The organism is Chitinophaga sp. S165 (assembly GCF_003182155.1).
Lineage (GTDB): Bacteria > Bacteroidota > Bacteroidia > Chitinophagales > Chitinophagaceae > Chitinophaga.
Genome location: NZ_QGTG01000002.1, coordinates 1342369 through 1364631 on the forward strand (window position 1 = coordinate 1342369; position 22263 = coordinate 1364631).

12 protein-coding genes are annotated in these 22263 nt (G+C 46.2%); 5 read left to right on the forward strand and 7 right to left on the reverse strand.

From position 1 onward, the window contains the following. Positions 1–33 precede the first annotated feature (33 nt). Positions 34–1449 (forward strand): hypothetical protein, encoded by a 1416-nt coding sequence (locus C7475_RS13760; protein ID WP_110053907.1) that lies wholly within the window; start codon positions 34–36, stop codon positions 1447–1449. Positions 1450–1586: 137 nt separating this feature from the next. Here C7475_RS13760 and ppsA read toward each other — a convergent pair whose 3' ends face one another. Further along, a complete protein-coding gene (ppsA, locus tag C7475_RS13765; RefSeq protein ID WP_110053908.1) occupies positions 1587–4022 on the reverse strand; it encodes a phosphoenolpyruvate synthase in 2436 nt (811 codons plus the stop codon). Positions 4023–4200: 178 nt separating this feature from the next. On the opposite strand from ppsA, the gene C7475_RS13770 reads away from it, so the two are divergent. Then, a complete protein-coding gene (locus C7475_RS13770) occupies positions 4201–4722 on the forward strand; it encodes an Lrp/AsnC family transcriptional regulator (protein WP_110053909.1) in 522 nt (173 codons plus the stop codon). Positions 4723–5154: 432 nt separating this feature from the next. Next, the gene (locus C7475_RS13775; protein ID WP_110053910.1) at positions 5155–8388 is read left to right on the forward strand and encodes a carboxypeptidase regulatory-like domain-containing protein; all 3234 of its coding nucleotides are present in this window, start codon (positions 5155–5157) and stop codon (positions 8386–8388) included. A gap of 513 nt (positions 8389–8901) precedes the next feature. On the opposite strand, the gene C7475_RS13780 is transcribed toward C7475_RS13775, so the two are convergent. The 4 genes from C7475_RS13780 to C7475_RS13795 all read right to left on the reverse strand — a co-directional run bounded on the left by C7475_RS13780 (position 8902) and on the right by C7475_RS13795 (position 12200). Then, the gene (locus tag C7475_RS13780; RefSeq protein WP_146217543.1) at positions 8902–9309 is read right to left on the reverse strand and encodes a hypothetical protein; all 408 of its coding nucleotides are present in this window, start codon (positions 9307–9309) and stop codon (positions 8902–8904) included. A gap of 79 nt (positions 9310–9388) precedes the next feature. Next, complete coding sequence (locus C7475_RS13785; protein WP_199236221.1) at positions 9389–9700, reverse strand: YHS domain-containing protein; 312 nt, start codon at positions 9698–9700, stop codon at positions 9389–9391. Positions 9701–9721: 21 nt separating this feature from the next. After that, positions 9722–9955 carry a hypothetical protein gene (locus C7475_RS13790; protein WP_110053912.1) on the reverse strand — a complete coding sequence of 78 codons (234 nt, stop codon included), beginning with the start codon at positions 9953–9955 and terminating at the stop codon, positions 9722–9724. Positions 9956–10139: 184 nt separating this feature from the next. Further along, complete coding sequence (locus tag C7475_RS13795; RefSeq protein ID WP_110053913.1) at positions 10140–12200, reverse strand: M13 family metallopeptidase; 2061 nt, start codon at positions 12198–12200, stop codon at positions 10140–10142. Between the two features lie 142 nt (positions 12201–12342). Here C7475_RS13795 and C7475_RS13800 point away from each other — a divergent pair, with 142 nt between their 5' ends. Beyond that, positions 12343–12876: a hypothetical protein gene (locus C7475_RS13800; protein WP_110053914.1), complete on the forward strand. Its 534-nt coding sequence runs from the start codon at positions 12343–12345 to the stop codon at positions 12874–12876. Positions 12877–12908: 32 nt separating this feature from the next. Beyond that, positions 12909–14168, forward strand: coding sequence for a replication-associated recombination protein A (locus tag C7475_RS13805; protein WP_110053915.1), 1260 nt, complete (start codon positions 12909–12911; stop codon positions 14166–14168). Here the strand turns inward: C7475_RS13805 and pbpC are convergent. Both pbpC and C7475_RS13815 read right to left on the reverse strand, forming a co-directional pair. Then, complete coding sequence (pbpC, locus tag C7475_RS13810; protein WP_110053916.1) at positions 14162–16546, reverse strand: penicillin-binding protein 1C; 2385 nt, start codon at positions 16544–16546, stop codon at positions 14162–14164. The two genes, C7475_RS13805 and pbpC, sit on opposite strands and share 7 nt — an antisense overlap. 103 nt (positions 16547–16649) lie before the next feature. Beyond that, positions 16650–22250 carry an alpha-2-macroglobulin gene (locus C7475_RS13815; RefSeq protein WP_110053917.1) on the reverse strand — a complete coding sequence of 1867 codons (5601 nt, stop codon included), beginning with the start codon at positions 22248–22250 and terminating at the stop codon, positions 16650–16652. Positions 22251–22263 lie beyond the last annotated feature (13 nt).

Below are 22263 nucleotides of genomic sequence, written 5' to 3' on the forward strand. Positions count from 1 at the left end.
TTAATTTTGAACTCTAAACAATTGAAACATCTCATGAAAAGGTACTTTTTGTTATTAATCGCTGCGTTATCTGTAGGCGCATTTTCTTCCTGTAGCGACGATGATGCTCCAACACCTCCTCCAACTAACGTAGACAGCTCTGTTGTAAGATTAAAAGGGGACATCACTACTAGCCAGACACTGTCTGCAAGCAAAAAATATTTACTGGATGGTTTCGTGTACGTTAAAAGCGGTGCTACACTGACTATCGAGCCAGGTACTGTGATCATGGGTGATAAAGCAACCAAGGGTACATTGGTTATCACACGCGGTGCTAAGATCAACGCTGAAGGTACTGCTGCAAAGCCAATCATCTTCACTTCTGCTCAGCCAGCTGGTGCACGTGCACAAGGTGACTGGGGTGGCGTTATCCTGCTGGGTAAAGCAAAAGTAAATCCAGCCGGAGGCGAAGCTAAGATTGAAGGTGGTCTGGTAGTTCCTGCTGGTGGTAATGAAAAAGATTATATCTGGTACGGTGGTAATGATGATACAGACAACTCCGGCGTAATGAAATATGTACGTATCGAATTTGGTGGTATCTACTACTCTCCTGACAACGAGATCAACGGCTTAACTATGGGCGGTGTTGGTAATGGTACAAAGATCAGCTATATCCAGGTTTACCGCTCCGGAGATGATGCTTACGAGTGGTTCGGTGGTTCTGTAAATTGCGATCACCTGGTTGCTACTTATACCTGGGATGATGACTTCGATACTGATAACGGTTTCTCCGGTAAAATTCAGTTCGGTGTAGCTCAGCGTTATAAAGCTATTGCTGACGTATCAGGTTCTAACGGTTTCGAATCAGATAACGATGCAAACGGTTCTGAGCTCACTCCTCAGACCAAAGCGATCTTCTCTAACATGACAATTGTTGGACCTATCATCGCTGGTAATTCTGCTTCTGGTATCAATGCTAACTTCCAACATGGTGCTCAGATCCGTCGTAACTCTTCAATGAGCCTGATCAACTCTATCATCATCGGTTTCCCTATCGGTGTATATATCGACGATACTAAAGTTGCTGGTCATAAAACATCTCAGAATGCTTCTGAAGGTAACCTGAAATTTAAGAACAACATTATCGCTGGTGCTGTTACCGTTAGCAAGAGCGAGTGGAGCGGTGTTGACAATGCTGCCTGGACTGCATGGTGGAATGCTACCGAAACTCAGGTTATTGTTAAAGCGGAAGATGTTCAGCTGAACAATCCTTATGTATATTCTTCAGCTATCGGTGCTTCTAAAGGTACTCCTAGCTTCCTGCTGAAAGCTACTTCACCTGCAGTTGCCGGTGCTGTAATTCCAGAAGGTCTTGGTTTCGCTAATGTTGCTTATCGTGGTGCATTTGATGCAACTACTGACTGGACATCTGGTTGGACTAACTACGAAGCTGAAAGCACTAAATACTAATATCTTGCCATAAATAACTGTTTAAAGAAAGAGGCTGTTCAATTGAACAGCCTCTTTTAGTTATATGAATCTCTTTTGTCAATAGCGCAGTAACAGCGGACGCCAATCGTGGGGCCCGCTGTTCTGCTATTTATAGACTATATGTAAGGGATCTGCTCTTTTTCTTTTATCTCTTCGGCTTCATGAATGGCTTTCACTGTTTTGGTCAGCGCATCAGGCGTAACTGATATACTGTCGATGCCCTGTTCTACCAGGAACTTCGTGAAGTCGGGGAAATCAGATGGCCCCTGACCACAGATACCCACTTTGACATGTTGTTTTTTTGCTGCTGTGATCAACATACTGATCATTCTTAATACAGCCGGATTGCGTTCATTGTACAACCCTGCGATCAGCGAAGAATCACGGTCCAGCCCCAGTGTCAGTTGCGTGAGGTCATTAGAGCCGATGGAGAACCCATCTATGTGTGCGGCAAATTCTTCCGCCATCATGATGTTAGACGGTATTTCTGCCATGAGATATACTTCCAGCCCATTTTTCCCCCTCTCTATGCCGTACTGTTTCATTGTATCCAGTACCAGCAGCAGTTCATCAACAGTTCTGCAGAAAGGGATCATCACTACTACATTCTTCAGACCCATCTCTTCACGTACTTTTTTGATGGCCTTGCATTCAAGTGCAAAGGCTGCCTTGTATTTCTCGGAGTAGTAGCGTGATGCGCCGCGCCAGCCGATCATCGGGTTCTCTTCATCAGGCTCGAAATACTTTCCGCCTAAGAGATTATAGTATTCATTGCTTTTAAAATCGGAGAACCGTACTATGACCTTACCCGGATGAAAAGCTGCTGCGATCTTTGCAATACCATAAGCGAGCTTTTGTACGAAGTAAGCTTCTTCATCGTCATATCCTCTTATCAGCTGCATGATATCGGCTGTCAACGCTGCATCGTTCAATGAGCGGTGATGCAACAATGCAAGCGGATGTACCTTTATATAGTTATTGATGATGAATTCTTCCCTGGCCAATCCAACACCTTTGTTAGGCAGGTGGGAAAACTGGAAGGCCATAGCAGGGGATGCCACGTTGAGCATCAGTGCAGTTTTAATTTCCGGTAGTTCCCGCAGGTCGAGTGAGGTTTCTTTAAAAGGGATTAATCCTTCATAGATAATGCCTTCGTCACCTTCAGCACAACTGACTGTGATATCCTGTCCGGTGGATAAGAGTTCAGTCGCATTGCCACAACCAACGATGGCGGGAATCCCCATTTCTCTGGCTACAATGGCTGCGTGACAGGTCCTGCCGCCTTTATTGGTAACAATGGCTGCCGCCATTTTCATGATCGGTTCCCAATCGGGATCTGTCATATCAGTTACCAGTACATCGCCGGCTTTGAACTCTGTTCCTTCTGTAACGCGTTTATCGAGCGAGAATAATATGTTCACTTTGCCCGAAGCGATCTTGTCTCCCACTGCAATTCCTTTCAGCAGTGGATTGCCGGTACTTTCTATCGCATATGAAGTGATAGTATGATGCTCTTTCCGGGAATGGATAGTTTCAGGACGGGCCTGTACAATGAACAGTTCATTACTGAGCCCGTCAAGCGCCCACTCAATATCCATCGGACACCATTTATTTTTTAACTGTGAATAGTAATCTTCTATCCTGCATACCCATTCAGCCAGTTGAAGGATCTGTCCATCTTTCAGGCAGAACCGCTGCTGGTTGCCTCTTTCAACAGGTATTACTTTAGTACGCTGATCATTGCTTTCCCCATAGATCATCATCTTATCTTTAAGGCCTATACGCTTTTCAATGATCGGCGCATGCTTGCCGTCAAGCGCAGGTTTGAATATGATGAATTCATCCGGTGAAACAGCTCCCTGCACCACCATTTCTCCCAGACCGAAGGCGCCATTGATCACCACTACATCTTTAAAACCTGATTCTGTATCAAGCGAAAAGGCTACCCCTGCAGCGCCGAGATCAGATCGTACCATCTTCTGTACACAAACAGATAATCCGATAGTGAAATGATCATAACCGAAGTTTTCCCGATAACTGATAGCCCTGTCTGTAAAAAGGGATGCGAAACAGTTACGCACAGCGTCTATAAGAGCGGCTGGCCCTCTTACATTGAGATATGTTTCCTGCTGACCGGCAAATGAAGCATCTGGTAAGTCTTCGGCAGTAGCAGAAGATCGCACGGCCACGTCAGTGATATCCTGACCGTACTCTCTTGACAGGTCCATGTAGGCGCTGATGATCTTTGCACTCAGCTCATGCGGGAACTTTGTATTGCTGATGGCCTGCCTGATGCGCTGGCCCGCACGGCGTAATGTGACAAGTGAATTGAAATCGATTCCTTCGATCTGTTCACGGATGTAATCTTCCAGGCCGCTCTGACGTAAGAACTGATAATACGCAGTTGTAGTAATTGCAAAACCGGAGGGAATATTAATACCTGCTTTGGAAAGGTTGGCGATCATTTCTCCCAGCGAGGCACACTTCCCGCCAACGATAGGGATATCCTCCAGGCCTAATGCCTGAAGAGGAATTACAATTCTTGTTTCCATTAATGAGATGAATTTTGGTGTATGATAGTTGGCGCGTCAGGGTAAAGGTCATGATTATTGTATATAGAAATACAGTCGGTGGCTAAAGGCGAAAACAAAACTATAAAAGCCTGTAAATCACGATTTTTTTTCTAAAGGAGTAGCTTTATTCTACGTAATTTTAGTAAAATATTCCCCAATGCATTTCACGTTAGACGAAACCGACCTGCACATACTGGACCTGTTACAGGAAGACGCACGTCTCACCAATAAAGAAATAGCGGCCAGACTGGGAAAATCAGTGACCTCCATTTTCGAAAGAATAAAGCGCCTCGAGTGCGAAGGATATATAAAGGGATATGTAGCTATCCTGGACAGGAAGCGGATGGGCAAACATGTAACCGCCTTCGCCAATATTACACTGAAGGAACACGGCCATGATATCTTTCTGCTTTTTGAAGCAAAGGTGAATGCTTTCCCTGAAGTAATGGAATGTTATAAGATCAACGGGCCTTATGATTATCTGCTGAAAGTACTGGTGGCCGATCTGGAAGAATATGAAATGTTTATCACGAATAAGCTTTCCAGACTGGACGCTGTTAACAGGATCAATAGCCTCTTTGTAATAGCAGAACCCAAACACGAAACTGCCCTGTCACTGAGCACAGGGCAGATCATCAAAACAGCAAAGCCAGGTAAAAAAGATGAGGGGCTTACCTGAAAGCTTTAAGAACAGATTTCATATACCCCGAACTTCATATGTTAAACGCTCCGCAGATGTTCAAGGTTATATTGAGAAAAACTTAACATACTTAATTGCTAAAGTTAATATTAGGGTAACACTCTCTTAACACACGCTATTTATTTTTGGAACAATGCAGTCAACCTATAACTAAAACCTTATTTGTAGCTGCATCCTGATAAGCTTGTATGAATAATTGAGTACTACTTTTCTCTCATGCTCTCCTGTATCTATGCCTGGGAATGAGAAGAAAATAGACAAGCCCAACAGAAAAATTGCTCACATAGCTCAATGGCTTAATTCATAAGTCATTGAATACGATACGTGCGTCCCTGTGTTAACATTAATTTAATATTGTGTTAACACAGACGTAATGTAGCAGAGATACGTTTGCGTCAAAATTGAAAAGACGTGAATAAGCAATTCTATTCATTATTGTTATTAGTAGGTATCCTTGTACTGTCTGTAACCGGCTTAAGAGCGCAGATCACTACTTCCCAGATCTCCGGGAAGGTAGTCAGCAGTAAAGGTGAGGCGTTGCCAGGTGTAACAGTACTGGCCGTGAATACATCAACCGGTACGCGTTACGGTGCACAAACAAACGCGGATGGCCGTTACCTGATCAACAACGTAAATCCAGGTGGCCCTTATGTGATTACAGTTTCCTTCATTGGTTATAAAAAAGAAGAAAGGCCTGATGTCAACCTGTCCCTGGGGAGCAGCACTTTCAACTTCCAGCTGGCAGACGCCTCTACCGCCCTCAGTGAAGTGGTGGTGAAAGGTAATGCTACCGGCAAACCTGGTGGCTTCAAAATAGGTCAGAACCAGCTTAAGACCCTTCCTTCCATTAACCGTAGCTTCCAGGATTTTACCCGTGCTACTCCGCAGAGTAACAACAACTCTTTCCTGGGTACAAACTACCGTTATAATAACGTAACACTGGATGGTGCTATCAACAACGATGCGATCGGCTTCAGCCCTTCTCTCGGCGGACAAAGCAACAGTTCAGGCCAGCCTGGTAGCAGCACCCGCTCTAACCCGGTATCATTGGACGCGATCCAGGACATCCAGGTATACCTGGCTCCTTATGATGTGAAGATCGGTAACTTCCTGGGTGGTAGTATCAATGCGGTAACCCGTAGCGGTACTAACGAGTTCCATGGCTCCGTATACGGTTTTGGCCGTAATGCAAGCCTGATCGGTAAGAACAATGCCGGCGACGGTTCCAAACTGCCTTCCGATTTCCACGATTACCAGACTGGTATAAGATTAGGCTTCCCTATCATCAAGGATAAATTGTTCTTCTTTACTAACGAAGAAATAGCACGTCGCCGTGACCCGGTTATCCTGGGTGCAGGTTCTGCAGATATGCCGCTGATCACCAGAGATGAAGCTGAACAGATCCGTCAGCATATGCTGGACCTGGATGTGACCAAATCCGGTAAATACGATCCGGGAACTTACGATAATACTTCTATCTATTCTAAGTCTAACAAGTTCTTCAACCGCGTGGATTGGAACATCAACGATAAACATCAGTTATCTGTACGTAACAATACGATCACTTCAGAAGCAACAAACCTGGAGCGTGACCAGCAGAACTTCCGTTTCGGTGGTATCGACTTCAAACAGATCAACAATCAGTCTTCTACTGTTGCGGAACTGAAAAGCCGTTTCAATAATACTGTTTCCAACAGTTTGATCATCGGTTATTCCAACATTCACGACTATCGTGAACCAACTTCAGATCCTTCCCTGGCTCAGATCCAGATCCAGTCAAGAGGTGGTACCATCTTCCTGGGTACAGACCGTGAAGCTTCTATCTTTGATATGAAACAGAAGACCTTTGAATTCACCGATAACGTGAACATCTTCAAAGGCAAGCATAACATCACTATCGGTACGCACAACGAGTTGTACAACATCACGTATGGTTTCGTGAATTCATGGAATGGCCGTGTAGACTATGCAAGCATTGCCGACTTCCTGGCCGATGCACCTAGCCGTGTACGTGCTAACTTCAACTACACTAACAATTCCCGTGATTATATCATGGCGAATCCTCCTGCTGAATTTAAGATCGGTATGTATAGCCTGTATGCACAGGATGAGATCCAGCTGACTGACCGTTTCAAATTAACTCCTGGTATCCGTTTTGATTATACCAGCCTGCCAAACAAAACGGAGTTGAGCGACAAGACCACAGGTGCTCCGGTAGATCCTAACTTCGGTACCACTTATAGTTATACACTGCCAAAAGATATCAACAATAAATATCTGAACAACATCCAGATCTCCCCACGTCTGGGCTTTAACTACGACATCAAAGGCGATCAGAGCCTGGTGTTGCGTGGAGGAACTGGTCTGTTCACCGGCCGTATTCCGTTCGCATGGTTAGGTTATGCTTATTATAACAACGGTGCAAGCTATGGCGCTTATGACAAACGTTTCCCTGCAGGTACAAAACCAGCTCCCGGAACTAATCCTATCGCGGTATCCGACCAGGGAGCAGCTCAATTTGTAGCCGGACAGGGTGTTGATGTGCATGATAAAACCGGTGCTACACAGGTTGACCTGATCGACAACGATTTCAAAATGCCGCAGATGTGGAGAAGCAGCCTGGCGCTGGATTACTCTACAAATAACAGGTGGAGGTTCACAGTGGAAGGTATCTATACCAAGACTATCTACGATCTGAAATTCCAGCAGATCAACCTGGTGGATAATCCTACTTACAACATCTACGATACAAAGAAAGAACAGCCTATCTATAGCGGTACCAAGATCAACTCTAAGTTCACCAATGCTTACCTGCTGTCCAACACGCATAAAGGTTACCGTTATGCAGTAACAGGTCAGTTGAGCAAGGCATTTGATTTCGGTCTGAACTTCAGTGCAGCGTATACATATGGTCAGTCTAAAGACATTACCAATGGTATCCGTAACTCTATGGAGTCTAACTGGCAGCTGAACCAGGCGCTCAATCCTAACGATCCGCAGCTGGCTTATTCTAACTTCGACATCCGTCACCGTATCGTGACTACCGCTAACTATAAGCTGGATTGGGGACACAAAGGACGTCTGATCTCTAACTTCTCGCTCTTCTTCAATACATCGTCTGGTTTACCGTTCTCTTATGGTTTCGTGAATGCTACCATTCAGGGTACACCACAACAGGTTAGCTTAGTATATATTCCGAAAGATCAGGCTGAAGCGCGTCAGTTCTTCACTGCTGAAAATCAGGCAATGGCAGACGCATTCTTCTCTTACGTAGAAGGCGACAAATATCTGAGCAGCCGTAAAGGACAGTTCACAGAACGTAATGGCGGCCGTACTCCATGGAATACACAGGCTGACTTCCGTTTCACTCAGGACTTCAACTTTAGGGCAGGTAAGAGCATTCATACCCTGACCCTGACTTACGATATCATCAACCTGACCAATTTGTTGAACAAGGATTGGGGTATTCAGTACTTCTCTCCAAACACATTCAACTCTACTGCCAGCGTAGGTCTGAAAGCAGGAACCGCAGGTTCTCCAACTGCTTATCCGACATATACCTGGTCTAACCCTGGTACTCCTTACTCCAGAGATTTCTTTGGCAGCAGACACCAGATGCAGTTGGGCTTGAGATATAGCTTCTAATAACCGATTTAACAATATAGGTGAAAGCCCTCTGGTTCATTCCAGGGGGCTTTTTTATTGGTTACGGATGGGGCCTCTTATGGTCTGGAGATAAGAATACCTGATCCCCTGCCAGTTCTTTACTATAACTCATAAATAAACCATAGTCTTCCCATATATAACCCATATATAGGACATCTCATATAAACCGCTATGATAAAGGCTTTACAATGAGAATATAAAAATGCTATTTTATAAGGACTTGATAACAAAAATGATCTACGTTATAAACGATCATTATGGGTGAGTTTTAAACCAGGGGAAAACGGTTTCAGAGATACTTCACTCCCGATTCAAGTTGACAATCCTCTAATTGTTAATACGGTGATAATGTACCCGTAACACTGAAGTAACACCGGGCGGGTAACTTTATAATATAATTTGAACGTAAGCGTAGATTTTCATAAGCTGTTTTAATCGACGGTCCCGGGAATTATCCCGGGACTTTTTTTATGTCGTATGCTTATGAATAACTTATTTGTTGATGAGGATGAATTTGCGGCTGATCTGCTCTTTATTGACACCGATTAACCAGTCGTCTATCCGGATACTGGAATCGTTCAATTTTTCTACCTGGAGATACTGGGATGTGGAATCCTTTCCCGTAACGATAAGTTTTACCTTATCGCCGGAAGCTATGACTTTGTAAGTACCTGTGAGATGGTAGCTCTTGGCATCAAAAACGAACTGGCCATTGGCCCCGAAAACGTAATACGCGGAATCTGCGGAAGTGATGCCATGCCACACCGTGTCCGGCAGTGATAACTGCTGGGACAACTGCCAGGAGCCGGTAACATCTACCGCTGGCGTAGGCTCTACATCATTTTTCTCGCAGCTGCAGATGAACATGAGTAGCAGCAAGCTGGTTAATAGTGATCTCATGCATAGGAGTTTGTAATTAGAACGCAAAAAACTGAACTAAGTTACATTGGGTAAGAGATAAAAAAGGGCGGGTGGCCGATTATAACCCCAGTTTACCTGCGTACTTCTCCGGGTTCTTATCAAATACACGCTTGCAGGTAGGAGAGCAGAAATGAAGGGTATCATTCTGATAAACGCTCCACTCTTTATACATAGTATCATAAGGCATACCACATACAGGATCTGGCAATTTGCCGGCAATAGCAGGATCTTTCGCTGGTTCTTGTTCCGCAGGTTGGGTAGTGACAGCGTCACTGTCGCCCGCAGGCTTTGTACCGGAATTACCACAGGCAGTCATTAACGCTGCCAGCAAGAGTGTATAGGAAATATTCAGGAGATGTTTCATCGTCATATTGGTTGCGGTTAGAAGGAATCAGGCAATAGCCTCGTTGTCTTTATTAATACGCATTACTAATATGCGGAAGTATATCTTCAATGTAAAGGCCAGTACCAGGCCTCCCGCCATACTCAGGGTAATTACAGACCCTGTGGTAGTGGTTAACAGGAATGTAGCCAGTTTGGGTAAATATGGCAGGGCAAGCGCCAATAATATGATGATCAATATATTGCGGATCTCTGTGCGATACTGTTTCAAAATGCCGGTCATTGTAAATGGTTTAATCCGGTGAATAATACAACGAAATTAATACATAATGAATAGAAAGTATTGTACAAATTCCGGAGATTGATGACCGGTTTTTGGTAATTCCCCCAGGAGCCGTGGTGCTGCTTAAAATAATAAAGGGGGCCCGGTTTTACGCGAGTCCCCTTTGTTATTTTAAGTAAAAGGTTTACCAGATCACTACACGTTTGTCATCGGGCAAAGACATTTTGCTGCCGGGAGCACAACCCCATGCATTAGCAAAACTCTTCAGATGAGGCAGAGGTCCGTTAATACGGTCTCTTGCCGGAGAATGTGGATCTGTCTGGATCTGGTTACGCAGCGCAGCTTCTGTAGTATTAGCATGCCATACCTGCGCCCATCCCAGGAAGAAACGCTGTTTCCAGTTAAATCCGTCTATCAGGGCCGGCTCTTGCTTGCCTTGCAGTGATTTTTCCAATGCGCTGTAAGCCAGGGTAAGACCACCCAGGTCAGCAATGTTCTCACCGATGGTCAGGTTACCATTGATGAAGAAGCCTTTCTGTACCTCGATGCCGCTGAAATAATCGATATAACGTTTGGCCAGTGCCATGAAGTTCTTACGGTCAGCATCTGTCCACCAGTTTTGCAGATTACCTTCTGCATCATACTGAGAGCCCTGATCGTCGAAGCCATGGGTGAACTCGTGACCGATCACAGCGATGATACCGCCATAGTTGATAGCGTCATCAGCATCTGCGTTGAAGAATGGTGGCTGGAGGATACCAGCAGGGAATACCACTTCGTTGTTCAACGGATTGTAGTAGGCATTCACTGTTTGCGGTGTCATGCCCCATTCACTTCTATCTACCGGTTTACCGATCTTGTCGAGCGCCTCTTTATGGCCGTAGTGAGCAGCAGAAACGATGTTCTCAACAAGGGTACCTGGTTTGATGTCGATGGTAGAATAATCTTTCCATTTATCAGGATAACCGATCTTGTATGTGAAAGACGCCAGTTTCTTGTGCGCCATCTTTTTGGTTACATCGCTCATCCATGTAAGGCTGTCGATACGCTGACCATATACGGCACGCACGTTCTCGATCATTTCAGATACCTTCTGTTTTGAGCTTTCAGGGAAGTATTGTTTAGCGAATACTTTACCCAGCGGCATTCCCATCACACCGTCCGTAGCACGGATAGCACGTTCAATACGTGGGCGCTGTTGCTTGGTACCGCGCATTACAGTGGCAAAGAAATGGAAGTTCTCATCATCTATCGGTTTGGTCAGGAAGCCTGCGAAGTGCGATAATGTCTGCCAGCGCAGCCAGGTTTTAAGTGTTTCCGGAGAAGTACTCTTTAACAGGGCTGATACCTTTGTGATATAGGCCTTGTTCTGGAGGATCATTGTATCGGTTTTGATACCCTGTACGCTTGTGAATGCGTCCCAATCATAATCCGGAGCCAGTTTCTTTAATTCGCTGTAGTGTGCTTTATTGTAAGTAGCAACAGGGTCACGCAATTCTACATTGGAGAGTTGAAGCTTGGCTACTTTAGTTTCGAAATCCAGGATGGTCTTACCGGGAGTAGCATCTTTAAAACCTGCCTGTGTGAATTGTTTGTCTATATGGCTGACAAATTCATTGCGCACTTCCTGTGTGCTGGCGTCAGGCCTTTCGTAATAACTTTTCTCACCAAGACTTAAACCGTCCTGTACCTGGTATACCGCATTCATTTTACTGTTACGGCCATCTGCGTCGACGCCAAAGTTGATGAAGCCTGGAATACCGAGCATTTCCAGTTCGCCTGATACTTTTGCAAAATCTGCCAGGCTCTGAATGCTATTGATCTTATCAAGGTAAGGCTGCAACGGAGTAATACCCAGCTTTTCAATAGCTGCGGTATCGAGGAAAGAGCGGTAGAAGTCAGAGATCTGTTGTTCTTCGGTACCTTTCTTGAGGTCTTTTTGTTCTGCCAGGCCGAGAATGATGCCTTTCAGGCGTACTTCTTTGTTCTCCTTATCAAGTACGTTGAAAGCGCCCCAACGGCTTTCGGTAGACGGGATAGGATTGTTTTTCTTCCAGCCTCCATTCACGAACTGGTCGAAATCATCGCAAGGCTTTGCGCTTGAATCAATTGAACTTACTTCGAACGCGGGGACTTTGGTTGTGTCTGCTGTTGCCTGTGTTTGTTTTGTGGTGTTGGTGTTACAGGCAGCCATAAGGGATACAGCTGCCACCAGTGGTAGATGTAAAGCGTATGTGCTCTTCATATGTAAACAGGTTTAGTAGCTCAATATAACTAAAACATCCCATGCGGAAGCATCGCTTTTTTATAGACGGCAGCTGGTCAGGTACTATAGTGGGTGGTTTGCCGGTTGTTTAGTAGGTTTGTAGTCTGTAAAAACGGAATACATGAGTTTTAGATTTAAATTATTTAAAGGACTGACAGGCACTACTTTGTTCATTACCGGCTTCTTTCTGTTGATGAATTTCACGTCAATGCTAATGGGGGCATTTGGCCAGGGGCTTGTTTCCATCGTTATGTTTGGAGGAGTTTTCATCCATTCTATACTGTCGGCCTACCTGCAAAGAAGCTTACAGGAACCCGGTTTTACGCTGAAGGAAAACACACCCGGCGGTATCCGCATCATGGGCGGTTATTCAATATTGATAGGCTCTTTTCTGATTATCGGTGCTGTGGCTATTTCTGTGTATAAAGACCTCTATATGAAAGAAGTGAGCGCTCAGATGAGTGATGAGCAAATCAGGCAGCTGGATAGTATGAAGGGTTTAATGGATAAGGTTATTACCGGCATGCAGATCTTTCTTTTCCTGTATGGAGCTGCTATTATTACCAACGCATTGTTATCCCTGTCTTTCCTGAAACAATGGAAGAAGAGAGAGGAAGATAAAGATATTGACATTGATCTTGACCTGGATGCCTGATAATATGCATCCGAAACATTTAATACGATACTATGGAACCATTAGCAGAGCGAATCAGACCGGAGACATTGGACGAGCTGGTGGGACAGGAACACCTGACCGGCAAGGATAGCATTTTACGCACTGCCATTCAGCAGGGAAAGATCCCTTCAATGATCCTGTGGGGCCCTCCGGGCGTTGGTAAGACGACCATTGCCAACATTATTGCACATACATTAGAGGTGCCTTTTTATACGCTCAGCGCAATCTCGGCAGGAGTGAAGGAGGTACGTGAAGTGATCGAGGTAGCCCGTAAACAAGGGTATGCCGTATTATTCATTGATGAGATCCACCGGTTCAATAAATCACAACAGGACGCCCTGCTGGGAGCCGTAGAAAAAGGCATCATTACACTGATCGGCGCTACAACAGAAAACCCTTCCTTTGAAGTGAATTCGGCTTTGTTATCCCGTAGTCAGGTGTATGTACTTAAACCTCTTAGTGAGCCTCAGTTGTTACAACTGTTGCATCAGGCCATGGAACAGGATGAATGGCTGGGCAGTAAACAGATCGATCTGAAGGAAACTACAGCCTTGTTCAATATTTCGGGTGGGGATGCACGCAAGCTGCTTAACCTCTTCGAACTGGTTGTAAACACACTGCAGAATGAAACGCCTATTGTGATCACCGATCAGAAGGTAATGGACATTGCACAGCAACGTGTAGCCATCTATGATAAGACGGGCGAACAGCATTATGATATCATCTCGGCGTTCATCAAATCTATCCGCGGGAGCGATCCTAATGCCGCTGTTTATTATCTGGCGAGAATGATTGAAGGTGGAGAGGATGTGAAGTTTATTGCCCGCCGTCTGCTGATCTCTGCATCGGAAGATATCGGCAATGCCAATCCCAATGCATTGTTGCTGGCTACCAGTTGTTTTCAGGCGGTCACCATGATCGGTTATCCGGAAGCAAGGATCATTCTTTCCCAATGTACCACCTACCTGGCCTCTTCCGCGAAGAGTAATGCGGCATATATGGCTATCAATAACGCATTGTCTGTCGTGTCACACACAGGCGATCTGCCAGTGCCTATGCATATACGTAATGCGCCTACGAAGATGATGAAGGATATGGGATATCATAAGGGATATGAATACTCCCATGATTATGAGAACAGCTTCTCTCCACAGGAATATCTGCCTGAACAGATCAAAGGCATGAAGCTCTATGACCCTGGTAAGAATGCCCGCGAAGATGAAATGAGGAAACATCTGCGCAGCTTATGGAAGGAGAAGTACGGTTACTGATCTTCTCCCTTCTTCTCTAATATCTCAAACGATACATGGACCTGCGCTCCCTGCTCATCAACCAGTGTGATGGTATGTTTACCTGCAGCGGGATGCAGTGCTAACTGATGGAACTCCTGTGTGGTGCCAATAAAATTGTTATCCAGGTGCCAGAAGATCTTCTCGGCCGTATTCCGGTGAGTTGCAGTGAATACAGCCTCTCCGGGTGTTCCATCTATTTCTATAGGTACATAAATACGTGCATTCGCTCTTGGGTAGATAAGCTCCATAGGCGCCTTGTCGGCATTGAGCGTAGCCAGGCATTCCGGCTTGTATGGCGGAAGTGGCAGATAATTATGTTTGGTGCGATAATAGAATTCCATGGCTGGCGGCAATACAAACCACGGCAGGTGTTGCATTTGAGATGGCGGCTCACAGTCGGCCGTTACACGCCACTTACCCGTATGATCAAGATGTACCAGTTGATGATAAGGGCATAGACCTGAACGCAATCCGTTGACCGGCACGGCTATGGAATCTTTCTCCGGACAGAGATCACTGGCCCTGTAGCCACTCTGCCGGCACACTTCTATCTTCCGCAATTTATTGTAAGGTGTATTGAACCAACTGCCGGTATGCAACAAACGGAATACATCAAAAAGCACAGGAGCAGCTGTAGATACACCTACGAGCCCGGGTCTGCCTTCACCATCTGCGTTGCCCACCCATACGCCTACTACGTATTGCGGTGTAACACCAATAGCCCAGCCATCCCTGAATCCGAAGCTGGTGCCTGTTTTCCAGGCAATACGCTGCGATGACGCGAACTGTTGCCAGAGCAATTCTTCTCCGGGACGCATCACTTCTTCCATCGCCTGAAAAGTATACCAGATAGCGCCTGCATCCAGTATGCCATTGTTTGCCGGCGAATGTTTCGATACCAGTTTAGCTCCCTGTATATAGTTCGGCGGATGAATATCATCAGCATCATATTTACCATTGTATTGATCCATGTGCAACAGCGTACGGGCCATGCTGGCATAGATGCCTGACAGCTCCCACAAAGTGGATTCACCGCCTCCAAGTATGAGCGAAAGACCATAGTGATCAGCTGGTTTGTTCAGCGTGGTCATGCCCATTTGTTTCAGTAATGCATGCAGCCTTTCATACCGGTATTGTTGTAACATCCTGACTGCAGGAATATTGAGCGAACGCGCCAGTGCTTTACTGGCTGGTACTGCGCCATCATATCCCAGGTCAAAGTTCTGCGGGGTGTAACCTGCTATTTGCGTAGGAACATCTGCTACAAGCGTATGCGGTAGTATCATTCCATCATTCAGCATAGCTGCATATAAGAATGGTTTCAGTGTACTGCCGGGGCTGCGTGGCGCCTGTATAATGTCCACATGGCTTTCCGTTTCAGGATCTTCAGGGTGATATACATTGCCTACATAAGCCAGTGTATTGCCTGTTTCTACATCCAGCACAATAGCAGCGGCATTGTTAATACCGTTTGCTTTGTAGATACTATGATAACGTTCTATGATATTGCTGACATTTCTTTGCAGAGAGGCTTCCAGCGTCGTTTTGATACGTGTTACAGCTTTATCGTCCTTTTGCGCCTGATAGTCTTTTCTGAACCTGTCCAGCAAGTGTGGTGCATCCTGTGGCAATGCCTTCGGCTGATCGGGTAAGGGCTCGAGTTTAGCCAGCTGACAGGTAATGCTGTCAATGGTATTGTTGTGATGTAACCTGTCCAGCAACTGATTCCTTTTGCGTAGGAGTATCTGCCTGTTACGTCCGGGATGTACGAGTGCAGGGCTATTGGGCAATACTGCCAGCGCCGCTGTTTCTCCCCACGACAACTGTGTGGCGCTACGTCCATAATATCGCCATGAAGCGGCTTCCAGTCCGACTACGTTGCCGCCGAAGGGTGCGTTACCTGCGTATAATGATAAGATACTTTTCTTCGAATAAGAGAACTCAAGCCGGGTTGCCATTACAGCTTCAATCAGCTTTTGAAGGATTGTCCTGGGCTGGTTGCGTGACAACCTGATCACCTGCATGGTGAGTGTACTGCCTCCGCTGACTACTTTTTTACTGCTGATGTTTTGTTTGATAGCACGGCTCAAAGCCAGAATATCTACTCCCCAGTGATGATAGAAACGTTTGTCTTCGTATGCAACAATACACGCGGCAAATTTATCAGGCACCTGTTTATCGGCAGGAAAGCGCCACTGTCCGTCGGTGGCAATGGTTGCGCTTAAAAGGTCTCCGTTACTGTCCTCTATCACGAATGAGGTAGGCGTGGTGAAAAGACGGGAAGGAATGGAAAAGATGTAAAGGATAAGAAGGAGCGCTATGGCGATTAACCACCATTTTCGTTTTCGGAACCACATGCAGTAAAATTAGGAAATAGGATCAGGAATAGGGAATAAAATATGCATCTAAAAAAACAGCCGTTTAGCTTAGCTAAACGGCTGTCTGTGTTTAATTACGTCGTTATTTCGTCACTTCTACCCACTTACCTGGCAGGAACGCATGTATGGTGTTATCATACATCGCCTCGCAGGATACCGCCGGCAGATAATAACGGCCGAGATAAGCCGCATTCAGCAGGACGTTGTAAGTGCGCGTTTTGTTCTCTTCAATATTGAAATAAGTGTATACCCTGTCATCACGGATATCCTTATAGGTATATGGTGATGAACGGAAGGTGCTGTCATTGTCCATCAGACGGGTATTGATAATTTCCCATCCGCTAGGGAAGATCTGTGTCAATGCCATCTGTTCGTAGTAACCGCGTTTACCAGGATTACGGACAGTAACAGTAGCCAGGAAGTCCGATCCCTGACGCAGTGTGGCAGGATCAATAGCCTTTCCATCGCGGGTGCTGTATTTCACCTGGATATCCAGTATATCAGGATTGTTAGGCACATTAGGTTCCTGACCGGCATCAGGACGGCCCTGAAGAATGAGACGGGTGTACAATACATTCTGTCCCTTATTCTGGATGCTCACATTGCCTTCTGCACTGGTGAAGGTTACCGGCACCTGTGCTACATAAGAGCTGCCATTTACCGTATTGCTTGCGCCATTCATGGTATAGCTGAAGCTCATTTTGTTGCCACTGCTGTTCACACCACAATACTTAGCTACTGCTATCAGTGCATAAGCGGTGGTTTGTGTGCTGTACCAGCTTTCCTGTGCCAGGCTGAAGGCGATCTGTTTTAACAGCTCATTCGCACGGGCACGCTGTCCGAGGATGGTGAGCGTTTCCAGGATCATGGCTTTATCACGCAGGTCGGAACCGAAGGTACCACCCAACTGATTGTAAGGTTTCACATCCGTAGGTAATGTCTTCACCAAGCTGTTTGCCAGTTCCGGCTGACCAGACAATCTGTAGGCCGCAGCCAGTCTCCATTTAGCTTCGTTAGACAGATACTTGAATTCTTTCAGGCGGTTCATCGCTCCCAGTTCAGGTACTTTAGCGAGTGCCAGCAGGTAGAGGCGATAAGCCTGGGTCAGATCTGCACCATAGAAATTGGTAGTAGAAGGCGCCCATGAACCAGCTTTGTTACGCTGATACTTCTTCCACTGGTCAAGCATACTTGCAGGCAGTTCATAACCTTTCGCCTGCGCTTCCAGCAGGAAGTGACCGGCATAGTTAGTACCCCATTCGTCTGACTGCCCTTCTCCCGGCCAGTAGCTCATACCACCATCGGAAGTCTGGAAACCTTTCAGGCGATTGATACCAGCCTTGATATTACGATCGATGTTTGCGAGTTCACTTTGTTTCAGGTCCATCAGCTGGTTCAATGCCAGTTGAGGGAATACGCTGGAAGTAGTTTGCTCTACACATCCATGTGGATATTGAACCAGGTAGTTCAGGCGTTTCGCCAGGTTCAATGCAGGGATGGTAGATACTTCCAGTACACCGGTGTTGGTGCCTGCCATACCCGCAGGTTTATAAGTAGCGCTCCAGCTTTGACCAGCCTGCAGGGTTGCTTCCTGCACAGTGGTAATAACGGGATTAGGGTTGCGTATTTCAAGCTCTGTTTCTTCCTCTGCTTTCGCAGCACCACTGATGGCGGTCACTTTTACTTTCGCAACACCTACCTGTGGTTTTACACGCACGTCAAAATAAACGATCTGTTCACCAGGTTGCGGGAAGCTCACTGTTTTGGTACGCTCGCCTACTACTTCCAGCAGTGGACTGGTAGCCAGTGTTACTTTCGCAGAGCGGATATTGTTTTCCAGTCCGAATACGGTTACCGGCAATTGTATAGTTTCTGACGGACCAAGTACACGTGGTAATGTGGTCAGCAGCATGAGCGGTTTCTTTACAGCCACTACTTTTTCAGCAGAGCCATAAGCACCATCCTGGCCTGCTACTACCATCGCTTTCACGGAACCAACATATGGAGGCAGTTTGAAGTTATGGGTCTGCTTACCACCTTTCAGTGTGAACGGTCCCATATATATCACAACAGGTTTGAAGCGGTTTGCTTTTGCATTGCCTGCATTTTTGTTCAGTCCTTCGTCACCACCGATACTCAGGATGCGTTCCATATCGCCACCCCATGCGCCGATCACATAATCAAACAGGTCCCAGGTCTTTACACCGAGCGCTTCACGTGCATAGAAAACACTGTGCGGATCAGGCGTCTTGAAGCGTGTCAGGTCCAGCAAGCCTTCGTCCACCAAAGCAATGGTGTAGGTCATGTCTTTTCCTTTTGCTTCAGATACCGTGATGCTGGCGTTCTGTTCAGGTTCCAGTTTGTCAGGCATGGTGATCACTGGTTGTAATACTGTATTCGCATCATTGATGGAGATCGGTATCACACCATACATACGGATCGGCAGATCGTTGACGGTATTCGCATGTTTCTGCAGGAGGCTGACGTTCACGTAAATGTTTGGCGCCATTTCCTTCTCTACCTTGAACTTGTGAACGGTCTGTCCTTTCTGTGTTTCGATCCAGAAAGTCTTCAATACTTTACTACCGGATTCTATGCTGATCAATCCACGGCCGCCTTCACCACTAGGAATTGTGAGGGTGATTTCGTCACCTACGTTGTATTGTGTCTTATCTGAAGTAAATACCAGCATGGATGCTTCGGACGGATTTTCTTTCTGTACTCTTTCTGCCCATCCTGGCCAGTCTATGTATACGGTCCCTCCACTGGTATGGCCGCTTTTCAGGTCTTTCACACGTACCAGGTAACGTCCCCAGTCAGGATAAGCGATCTGTAGGTTCCAGCTACCCTTGCCACCACGCAGGGTCAAGGTTTCTTTCTTCAGCAGTTGGTTGTAACTGTCTTGTGTGAAGTTGCTGAATTCATCTTCACTGTTCTCATCCCACCACCAACGCCAGCGGATCTTATACAGTTCTACCTGCACTTCCTGGTTACCGCTTAACAGGTTACCGTTTTCATCTACGTTGACGATGTTGACAGTATGAGGTTTGTCTGTCAGCAGCATGCCCGTCATACGGTCGCCTTCCGGCATTTTGATACCGGTATAGGACGCAAACGGATTATAAGGCATGGAGAAATGGTCAATACTGAAATCGCCACCCGGCTCAAATACTTTTATTTCAAAGCTTGCTTTCAGCTGACCAGGAGCCAGCTTACCCAGCGGCAGGTCCACCTTTACAGGAGCAGTGCCATTCTCATTCAGGCTGCTTTCAAAGATGGTTTTACTTTCAGCTTCGAAGTGTGTGATAGGATCGTCGAAGTGATAATCCTTGAAGTTCTTGAAACTGGTAGTTTGCTGTGTTAAGGATACATCCACTTTTGCCTTCAGGTTCTGTGCTGTGGCACCGAACAGCCAGCGGGCATTCAGGGTACCTTCAGTAGGGGAAGTCTTAGATAAAGTGGTGTTCTTGCCGAAGTTGAGATCTATCTTAAGTCTGTTCGGTTTAACTGTTTCTATGCGGAGGTTCCTCGTGAATACTGCACCGCCTACTTTTACTTTGGCAGTCCAGCTACCCGTCAGATCATCCGGAGAAGTAGCTGTTGTAAAACGATAGAAACCATTCACTGACTGTAAGCCGTTCAGCTGACGGTATAACTGGCCTTTAGGATTGTAAAGCTCCAGTGTTACAGGGTGATTAGCTGGCAGTTTCTGTTGTTTATCTTCCAGGATGAAGGTCAGGAACAGGGTATCGCCAGGGCGCCATACACCACGTTCGCCATACAGGAACCCTTTGATACCGCTCTGCACTTCTTCACCTTTCACATCAAAACGGCCCAGCGGGAGGGAGTTACCATCATCCAGTTTCAGGTAACCTCTTTCATCGTCTTTTTTAGCAACAAGGAGGTAAGGCTTACGTTTCAGATCGAACGTAGCGAGACCTTCACCATCACTCTTGGTTTTAAAGATCACCTGGTTCTGATAGTCGAGCAGTTCCAGTTCCACACCGATCATTGGTTTGGTATCACGGATATCTGTTACGGCAATCAGCATGCTATTGTCATTACCTCTTTTAGCGGTAAGACCGATATTGGAGGAGAAGACGTTGCGGGAAGCCCATCTGTCTTTATTGTAGTAAGAATTGGAGCAAGGGTTGTCACGTTGTTCCCAGGAATAGCCGTATGGGTAGTAGCTGTCATACCGACGCCAGAAGTCGTCATCTTCATCGATCTTCTCGCCGCCATAGTAACCGCCATAATATTCCTCTTCGCTTTCTTCGCCTTCATTGTTTGTGCTGCCACTCTCTTCACCACCGGAAGCACATCCCAGGAGGGAGTATGACTTACGGAAGCCGATAGTGACGCGGTAGATGGCACCTGGCTCTGTACGCAGCAATTTCTCCATATCGAGGAAGAAGCGGTTGCGTTTGTGCAGGTTGAGTGATTTATCGGCATCCAGACGGATGGTCTTTTCTACTACCGGACGTCCAACGCGACGGAGGTCTGCAGTACCGTCGAGGCCATTCTGCTGCAGATATTGCGGAATATTGTTCTCATAGATCTTGATGATGGTCACGTCAACAGCACTGAGGTTCACTGCTTCGAACGGCATCACCAGTTTATTGCTTTCCGGCAGGATCACTCCTTTACCGGGGATGGTTACGGAAGGCTGGGTATTTTCGAAGACGATATTAGCGGAGAAACTTTTTTCCAGCTTATCGTCAACAATATTCAGGATACCTTCATTCACCGCCACCGTATAATTTCCTTCCAGTCTTTTAGGGGCGAACACTTTTACCTCACTGCCTTCGATAGAGAAGCGGAGATCGCTCACGCCGCTTATACCGATCAGACCATCCAGGGTTTGGGCTACGCTTACAGGATCAGAGAACTGTACGAGTACATATTGCTCTGTTTCGGCTACCGCACGTACGTCCAGCACTTTGAAATCGTTCATGGCCGGAACCTCTATGGTCTTCTTACCCGAGATGTCGTCCACGTTCAGAGGTTTACCATCCCAGGTCAGTTCCAGTTTGCGGGTACCGTTGCCTTTAGCAGCACGTACAATATTTGTGATTGTAAATGTGGATACTTTGTCTGCCGCATTATGCTGCCAGGTAATAGTGGCCTTTTTGCCCTCACAGGTCGCGTTAACTACCTTTTCGATCTGCTGCGGATCTTCTGTATCGGCAGTACTGATAGCGCCGGTGAAGATCATCTTATCGAGTACGTTGTTACCTGCGGCTTTCAGACCATACTCTTCTATGGCATAGGAAGGCTTGATAACAAGAAACTCAAAATTGAACTCCTTGAGGTCTTTTTCGACCTTCATGACCTTGCCCAGTTTGAAAGTCGCCTTGTAGCTTTTGCCTGGTACAAGGTTGGCATCGGGCCTGAACTCGACCGTAGTGGCATCTACCCAGTAGGCCTTTCCTTTGATATTAGGACTGAAGTCAAAGAGTTCCTCTTCCACAGGCTCATTCTGTGTATGAGTTACATTCACATTGCTGGTTAATTGTACCCGGATAGTACTTTGTCTCGAAATAACCCCGGCGGTATAGGCTTCAATGTATTTGGCCAGGGCAGGGTTCATGACTGTTTTCGTGTTTTTACAGGCTGTGATGCACGTAATGAGCAGGCACACAGCGAAGGCGGCGACGACCGCCAAACGTTTTTTGGGACCCATGAGGTTTAAATGC

Excerpts from the sequence above, each read along its gene's own strand:
- C7475_RS13780 (WP_146217543.1), bottom strand. The coding sequence starts at position 9,309 with ATGAGATCACTATTAACCAGCTTGCTGCTACTCATGTTCATCTGCAGC.
- C7475_RS13805 (WP_110053915.1), top strand. The coding sequence starts at position 12,909 with ATGGAACCATTAGCAGAGCGAATCAGACCGGAGACATTGGACGAGCTG.
- C7475_RS13790 (WP_110053912.1), bottom strand. The coding sequence starts at position 9,955 with ATGACCGGCATTTTGAAACAGTATCGCACAGAGATCCGCAATATATTG.
- C7475_RS13760 (WP_110053907.1), top strand. The coding sequence starts at position 34 with ATGAAAAGGTACTTTTTGTTATTAATCGCTGCGTTATCTGTAGGCGCA.
- C7475_RS13770 (WP_110053909.1), top strand. The coding sequence starts at position 4,201 with ATGCATTTCACGTTAGACGAAACCGACCTGCACATACTGGACCTGTTA.
- C7475_RS13795 (WP_110053913.1), bottom strand. The coding sequence starts at position 12,200 with ATGAAGAGCACATACGCTTTACATCTACCACTGGTGGCAGCTGTATCC.
- pbpC (WP_110053916.1), bottom strand. The coding sequence starts at position 16,546 with ATGTGGTTCCGAAAACGAAAATGGTGGTTAATCGCCATAGCGCTCCTT.
- C7475_RS13800 (WP_110053914.1), top strand. The coding sequence starts at position 12,343 with ATGAGTTTTAGATTTAAATTATTTAAAGGACTGACAGGCACTACTTTG.
- ppsA (WP_110053908.1), bottom strand. The coding sequence starts at position 4,022 with ATGGAAACAAGAATTGTAATTCCTCTTCAGGCATTAGGCCTGGAGGAT.
- C7475_RS13785 (WP_199236221.1), bottom strand. The coding sequence starts at position 9,700 with ATGACGATGAAACATCTCCTGAATATTTCCTATACACTCTTGCTGGCA.
- C7475_RS13815 (WP_110053917.1), bottom strand. The coding sequence starts at position 22,250 with ATGGGTCCCAAAAAACGTTTGGCGGTCGTCGCCGCCTTCGCTGTGTGC.